Source organism: Gilvimarinus sp. 1_MG-2023, from assembly GCF_030548285.1.
The window spans coordinates 1-282 of the sequence record NZ_JAUOSC010000869.1 but is presented as its reverse complement, the minus strand read 5'-3'; the positions used below and the strand labels follow the sequence as shown (position 1 = coordinate 282).

At 47.5% G+C, this 282-nt stretch carries 1 protein-coding gene; it reads left to right on the top strand.

Features of this window, described 5'->3' with window-relative positions:
- On the top strand, positions 1-136 hold a 136-nt coding region (locus Q4563_RS23690), incomplete at its 5' end, for an STAS/SEC14 domain-containing protein (protein ID WP_442903807.1).
- Positions 137-282 lie beyond the last annotated feature (146 nt).

The window sequence follows — 282 nt, the reverse complement described above, 5'->3', positions numbered from 1 at the left end:
TGGTAATGCCGACTGGCAGCAGTGGATTGCCAGAATTGCCAGTTGGTTTATTGCAGGGGAAGTGCGCTTTTTTGATAATTATATCGATGCGCTGGATTGGCTCTGTGATAACAAGGTGGGTGCAACCAGGAAATAAACCCACGAAATAAACCTACGATAGGGTGGTGTCGGTATGCTATGTCTGGTTTGTCTTTGTTACGACTGGGCCACTAGGGTTAGGGCGCTATGACGCTATCAGGCGGGGGGCCGAAGCCAAGGATACAAAGAATAAAAGAATAAAAG